Origin of the sequence: Mycobacterium attenuatum, from assembly GCF_900566085.1 — a bacterium.
In the GTDB taxonomy this organism is placed as follows: domain Bacteria; phylum Actinomycetota; class Actinomycetes; order Mycobacteriales; family Mycobacteriaceae; genus Mycobacterium; species Mycobacterium attenuatum.
In genome coordinates this window covers 25,319-32,406 of record NZ_UPHT01000176.1, presented here as the reverse complement: position 1 = coordinate 32,406, position 7,088 = coordinate 25,319, and the positions used below count along the sequence as shown (strand labels likewise).

General features: G+C 65.7%; 3 protein-coding genes. All 3 read left to right on the top strand.

What is annotated here, in order from left to right:
* On the top strand, positions 1–246 hold a 246-nt coding region (locus EET13_RS31045), incomplete at its 5' end, for a hypothetical protein (RefSeq protein WP_211189155.1).
* 758 nt (positions 247–1,004) lie between these two features.
* On the top strand, positions 1,005–5,600 hold the full coding sequence (gene gltB / locus EET13_RS28395) for a glutamate synthase large subunit (protein ID WP_122445369.1): 4,596 nt from the start codon (positions 1,005–1,007) through the stop codon (positions 5,598–5,600).
* On the top strand, positions 5,593–7,059 hold the full coding sequence (locus EET13_RS28390) for a glutamate synthase subunit beta (RefSeq protein ID WP_122445368.1): 1,467 nt from the start codon (positions 5,593–5,595) through the stop codon (positions 7,057–7,059). The genes gltB and EET13_RS28390 overlap by 8 nt, the downstream gene beginning before the upstream one ends.
* The last annotated feature ends 29 nt before the right edge of the window (positions 7,060–7,088 follow it).

The window sequence follows — 7,088 nt, the reverse complement described above, 5'->3', positions numbered from 1 at the left end:
GGGTGGAAATCGGTGGGGGCGGGGCCGTTGGGCCGGAGGGGAAGGGCTGAGGCGCTGGTGCCGGGGAGTGTTGCGGCGCGGCTGGTGTCGGGGAGCGTTGCGGTGCCGGGGGGGCCGCGGAGCGTGGCGGCCCGGGTGGACGCGGCGGGACCGGCGGCTGCGCTGCGGCAAGTGGCGCCGCGGGGTGCGGGCCGGATGCGCGAGGAGGCGAATGGGGAACTCCGGATCGCCGACCGTCCGGGCTGACGTCCGGACCCGCGGGTCGAGCCGGCCGCATCCGGTCCCGGAGGAATTCGTCGCGCTCGTTCATAAGCTCCTCAGTCGAGTTGGACCGCCAACGCCGCACACCGACCAGTATCGAGCACCGGCCCGTCGGCTTCGCCTGGTGGGCCAGGCTCGTTCTCGGCCGACCTATCGGGTCAGGTTTTAGACTCCTATTAGTATTGTGCAAACTCCGCGGTGTTCCATCCGAGGAGCGCGGCGGGCCTCGTGCCGGGCCGCCGAAACGCGACCTGGCAGTTTCCGCAGCTGGGCTGCCATGTCTTATCGCCCGGCGTGTTACCGGTGTGACTGGTGCGTGCGCGACCGATCGGCAGGGGCTCGGGCCGCTGGACGAGTGCTCCAGCAAATTAGTCTAAGCAGTTACTGTGGCCCCCGGCCGTACCTGAAAAGCGGGCGACGACAGCGTTTAGCGGCGCCAAAACGGCAGGTGAGAAAGCCCTCGGAAGCTACTCTCGCTGTACCTACGGCACGGTCGGTGGGCGGGTTACCATTGAGGAAGTTGGCATGTCAGGCGGGTATTGTCATATCGTTTTACGACTTGTCGAGATCGGGACCGGGGCACCGTTCAGCGCTGCACGGACGAATCCGCGGCCTGATCATTCCGCTTGACGGACAGCCTAGCGACAAGACCGGAGGGGTTCACGCCCGCAACGTCAGGGCATGGCGCCGTCGGATCTGCTGGTAAGGCCGCGCAGGAAAGTCTGCTGAAGGGTTAGGTGGGTATGGCGCCCAAGCGCGTCGGGCTCTACAACCCCGCATTCGAACACGATTCGTGCGGGGTAGCCATGGTCGTCGACATGCACGGCCGGCGTAGCCGCGACATTGTGGACAAGGCGATCACTGCGCTGCTGAACCTCGAACATCGCGGTGCAGCCGGAGCCGAACCGCGCAGCGGTGACGGCGCGGGCATTCTGATCCAAGTTCCGGATACGTTCCTGCGCGAAGTCGTCGACTTCGAATTGCCCGCTGCGGGCAGTTACGCCACCGGTATCGCCTTCTTGCCGCAGTCGTCCAAGGATGCGTCGGCGGCCTGTGCAGCGGTGGAGAAGATCGCCGAGGCCGAGGGTTTGCAGGTGCTGGGCTGGCGAAATGTGCCCACTGACGACTCGTCGCTGGGTGCGTTGTCCCGCGATGCGATGCCGACCTTCCGGCAGGTGTTCATGGTCGGCGCTTCTGGCATGACGCTGGAGCGACGAGCCTATGTGATTCGCAAACGCGCCGAACACGAACTCGGCACCAAAGGCCCCGGCCAGGACGGCCCCGGCCGCGAAACCGTCTACTTCCCCAGCTTGTCGGGGCAGACGCTGGTCTACAAGGGCATGCTCACCACCCCGCAGCTCAAGGCGTTCTACCTCGATCTGCAAGATGATCGGCTGACCAGCGCGCTAGGTATCGTGCACTCGCGGTTCTCCACCAACACCTTCCCGTCCTGGCCGCTGGCGCACCCGTTCCGGCGCATCGCTCACAACGGCGAGATCAACACCGTCACCGGCAACGAGAACTGGATGCGCGCCCGCGAGGCGCTGATCAAAACCGACATTTTCGGGTCGGAAGCCGACGTGCAGAAGCTGTTTCCCATCTGCACCCCCGGTGCGTCGGACACCGCCCGCTTCGACGAGGTCCTGGAGCTGCTGCATCTGGGTGGCCGCAGCCTGGCCCACGCGGTGCTCATGATGATCCCCGAAGCGTGGGAGCGCCACGAGAGCATGGACCCCGCGCGCCGGGCGTTCTACCAATACCACGCTTCGTTGATGGAGCCGTGGGATGGCCCGGCGTCGATGACGTTCACCGACGGCACCGTCGTGGGCGCGGTGCTGGACCGCAACGGGCTGCGACCATCACGGATCTGGGTTACCGACGACGGCCTGGTGGTGATGGCCTCCGAGGCCGGGGTGCTAGACCTTGACCCGTCGTCGGTGGTCCGCCGGATGCGCCTGCAGCCGGGCCGGATGTTCCTGGTCGACACCGCGCAGGGCCGCATCGTCTCCGACGAGGAGATCAAGGCCGAGCTGGCCGCCGAACACCCGTATCAAGAATGGCTCGACCGCAACCTGGTGCCGCTGGACGCGCTGCCCGCAGGCAAATACGTGCGCATGCCACACGACCGGCTGGTCGTGCGACAGCTCACCTTCGGCTACACCTACGAAGAACTGAACTTGCTGGTGGCGCCCATGGTCCGGACCGGTGCTGAGCCCATCGGGTCGATGGGCACCGATACGCCGATCGCGGTGCTGTCCCGGCGTCCCCGGATGTTGTACGACTACTTCCACCAGCTGTTCGCCCAGGTGACCAATCCGCCGCTGGACGCCATCCGCGAGGAGGTGGTCACCAGCCTGCAAGGCACCACCGGCGGTGAGCGCGACCTGCTGAACCCGGACGAGAACTCGTGCCACCAGATCGTGCTGCCCCAGCCGATTCTGCGTAATTACGAGCTGGCCAAGCTGGTCAACCTCGATCCCGGCACCGAGGTCAACGGACGCCCGCATGGCATGCGCTCCAAGGTCATTCGCTGTCTGTACCCGGTGGCCGAGGGCGGCAGCGGGCTGGCCGCCGCCATGGCCGACGTGCGCGCTCAGGCATCGGCGGCCATTGCCGACGGCGCGCGGATCATCGTGCTGTCCGACCGCAGCTCCGACGAGAAGATGGCGCCGATACCGTCCCTGCTGGCAGTCGCTGGTGTGCACCACCACCTGGTGCGGGAACGAACCCGCACCCATGTGGGCCTGGTGGTGGAATCCGGTGACGCCCGCGAGGTTCACCACATGGCGATGCTGCTGGGCTGCGGCGCCGCCGCGGTCAACCCCTACCTGGCATTCGAGTCGATCGAAGACATGCTCGACCGGGGTGCCTTGGAAGGCCTCGGCGACGGTATCGACCGCAAGAAGGCGCTCAACAATTACATCAAGGCCGCAGGCAAGGGCGTGCTGAAAGTGATGTCCAAGATGGGCATTTCGACGCTGGCGTCCTACACCGGTGCGCAGCTGTTCCAGGCCGTCGGCATCTCCGAGGATGTGCTCGACGAGTACTTCACGGGGCTGACCTGTGCCACCGGCGGCATCACCCTGGATGACATCGCCGCAGACGTGGCCACCCGGCACGCGCTGGCCTACCTGAACCGGCCGGACGAGCGCGCCCACCGTGAGCTCGAAGTGGGTGGGGAGTACCAGTGGCGCCGGGAAGGCGAATACCACCTGTTCAACCCCGAGACGGTGTTCAAGCTGCAGCACGCCACCCGGACCGGTCAGTACAAGATCTTCAAGGAGTACACCCGGCTGGTCGACGACCAGAGTGAGCGGATGGCGTCATTGCGTGGTCTGCTCAAATTCCGCGCGGGCGTGCGGCCCCCGGTGCCGCTCGACGAGGTCGAGCCGGCCAGTGAAATCGTCAAACGCTTCGCGACGGGGGCGATGAGCTACGGCTCCATCTCCGCGGAGGCACACGAGACCCTCGCCATTGCGATGAACCGGCTGGGCGGCCGGTCCAACAGCGGTGAAGGCGGCGAGGACGTCCGGCGTTTCGAGCGCGATCCCAACGGGGACTGGCGTCGCAGCGCGGTCAAGCAGGTCGCCTCGGCGCGTTTCGGCGTCACCTCGCACTACCTGACCAACTGCACCGACATCCAGATCAAGATGGCTCAGGGCGCCAAACCCGGTGAGGGAGGCCAACTTCCGGGTCACAAGGTGTACCCGTGGGTGGCCGAAGTCCGGCACTCCACCCCGGGGGTCGGCCTGATCTCACCGCCGCCGCACCACGACATCTACTCCATCGAGGATCTGGCGCAGCTGATCTATGACCTGAAGAATTCCAACCCGTCCGCGCGGGTGCACGTCAAGCTGGTCTCGGAAAACGGTGTGGGCACGGTGGCCGCGGGTGTCTCCAAGGCGCACGCTGATGTGGTCCTGATTTCGGGCCACGACGGCGGTACCGGTGCGACCCCGCTGACGTCGATGAAGCATGCCGGCGCGCCGTGGGAACTTGGTCTGGCCGAGACCCAGCAGACGTTGTTGCTTAACGGGTTACGTGACCGGATCGTGGTTCAGGTGGACGGCCAGCTCAAGACCGGCCGCGACGTGATGATCGCCGCGCTGCTGGGCGCCGAGGAATTCGGATTTTCCACCGCGCCGCTGGTGGTGGCCGGTTGCATCATGATGCGGGTGTGCCATCTGGACACCTGCCCGGTCGGAGTGGCCACCCAGAACCCGGTGTTGCGGGAACGGTTTACCGGCAAACCGGAGTTCGTCGAGAACTTCTTCACGTTCATCGCCGAAGAAGTCCGGGAATACATGGCGCAGTTGGGTTTCCGTACCTTCAACGAAGCCGTCGGCCAGGTGGGGTCGTTGGACACCACGCTGGCGCGGGCGCACTGGAAAGCCCACCGCCTGGACCTGACGCCGGTGCTGCATGAGCCCGAGTCGGCGTTCATGAACCAGGACCTGTATTGCAGCTCGCGCCAGGACCATGGCCTGGACAAGGCGCTCGATCAGCAGTTGATCGTGATGAGTCGCGAGGCTTTGGATTCCGGCAAGCCGGTCCGATTTTCGACGACAATCAGCAACGTCAACCGCACAGTGGGCACCATGCTCGGTCACGAGGTGACGAAAGCCTATGGCGGCCAAGGCTTGCCGGACGGCACTGTCGACATCACGTTCGAGGGGTCCGCCGGTAACAGTTTCGGCGCGTTTGTGCCCAAGGGGATTACATTGCGCATCTACGGGGACGCCAACGATTACGTGGGCAAGGGACTGTCCGGTGGCCGGATCGTGGTGCGGCCGTCGGACAATGCGCCGCCGGACTATGTCGCCGAGGACAACATCATCGGTGGCAACGTGATCCTGTTCGGCGCCACCAGTGGCGAGGTTTTCCTGCGTGGCGTGGTCGGTGAACGGTTCGCGGTCCGCAACTCGGGCGCGCATGCCGTGGTCGAGGGTGTCGGTGATCACGGGTGCGAGTACATGACCGGTGGCCGCGTGGTCATCTTGGGTCGCACCGGGCGAAACTTCGCGGCCGGTATGTCCGGCGGGATCGCCTATGTGTACGACCCGCACGGCGAACTACCCGAAAACCTCAATACCGAGATGGTCGACGTCGAGACGGTCGACACTTATGATGCGGACTTCCTGCAGGGCATCATCGCGGCGCACGTCGATGCCACCGATTCCCCGGTCGGCCAGCGCATTCTGGCCGAATGGCATGGGCAGCAGCGGCATTTCGTCAAGGTGATGCCCCGCGACTACAAGCGGGTGCTGCAGGCCATCACTGAAGCCGAGCGCGACGGAGTGGATGTGGACAAGGCGATCATGGCGGCCGCGCATGGCTGATCCGACGGGCTTCCTCAAATACACACACCGGAAGTTGCCGAAGCGACGCCCTGTTCCGTTGCGCCTGCGCGACTGGAAAGAGGTCTACGAGGAATTCGACAACGAGACGCTGCGGCAACAGGCGACTCGTTGTATGGACTGCGGTATTCCGTTCTGCCACAACGGTTGTCCTTTGGGCAACTTGATTCCGGAATGGAATGACCTGGTGCGCCGGGGCCGGTGGGGCGACGCGATCGAACGGCTGCACGCCACCAACAACTTCCCCGACTTCACCGGCCGGCTGTGTCCGGCGCCGTGTGAGCCCGCGTGTGTGCTGGGCATCAACCAGGATCCGGTGACCATCAAGCAGATCGAGCTGGAGATCATCGACAATGCCTTCGATGAAGGCTACGTCGAGCCGTTGCCGCCGCACACGCTGACCGGCAAGACCGTTGCCGTCGTCGGTTCCGGCCCGGCCGGGCTGGCCGCCGCACAGCAGCTGACCCGCGCCGGTCACAGCGTGACCGTCTTCGAGCGCGAGGACCGGATCGGCGGCCTGCTGCGCTACGGCATCCCCGAGTTCAAGATGGAAAAGCGTGTCCTGGATCGGCGGCTGGAGCAGATGCGGGCCGAAGGGACCGAGTTCCGGGCCGGAGTCAACGTCGGCGTCGACATCACCGCCGATCAGTTGCGCGCCGAGTTCGATGCGGTGGTGCTGGCCGGTGGCGCCACCGCCTGGCGTGAGCTCCCGGTTCCCGGCCGGGATCTTGACGGCATCCATCAGGCGATGGAGTACCTGCCCTGGGCCAATCGGGTGCAGGAGGGCGATGACGTCCTGGGACCGGACGGGCAGCCGCCGATTACCGCCAAGGACAAGAGGGTCATCATCATCGGCGGCGGCGACACCGGGGCCGACTGCCTGGGCACCGCCCATCGCCAGGGTGCGGTCAACGTCCACCAGTTCGAAATCATGCCGCGCCCGCCGGACAGCCGCGCGCCCTCGACTCCGTGGCCGACGTACCCGCTGATGTACCGGGTCTCGGCTGCGCACGAAGAGGGCGGCGAGCGGGTGTTTTCGGTCAACACCGAGGAATTCGTGGGTGTCGACGGGCACGTGACCGCGCTGAAGGCGCACGAAGTGGCCATGCGAGACGGCAAGTTCGTCAAGGTCGAAGGCTCGGACTTCGAGCTGGAGGCGGATCTGGTTTTGCTGGCGATGGGATTTGTCGGGCCGGAAAAGCCCGGTCTGCTCGACGACCTCGGGGTTGAGTTCACCGAACGCGGAAACGTGGCGCGCGGCGACGACTACGAAACCGCGGTGCCGGGAGTCTTCGTGGCCGGTGACATGGGTCGTGGCCAGTCATTGATCGTGTGGGCGATCGCCGAAGGCCGGGCCGCCGCCGCGGGTGTGGACCGGTATCTGATGGGTTCCACCGCGCTTCCCGCCCCAATCAAGCCGACCGCAGCCCCGCTTCAATAACCACACCAGTCACACCAGAAACACGCCGC

What these genes read in the sequence shown, in the direction of transcription:
- gltB (WP_122445369.1), top strand. Translation starts at nt 1,005, where the DNA reads ATGGCGCCCAAGCGCGTCGGGCTCTACAACCCCGCATTCGAACACGAT.
- EET13_RS28390 (WP_122445368.1), top strand. Translation starts at nt 5,593, where the DNA reads ATGGCTGATCCGACGGGCTTCCTCAAATACACACACCGGAAGTTGCCG.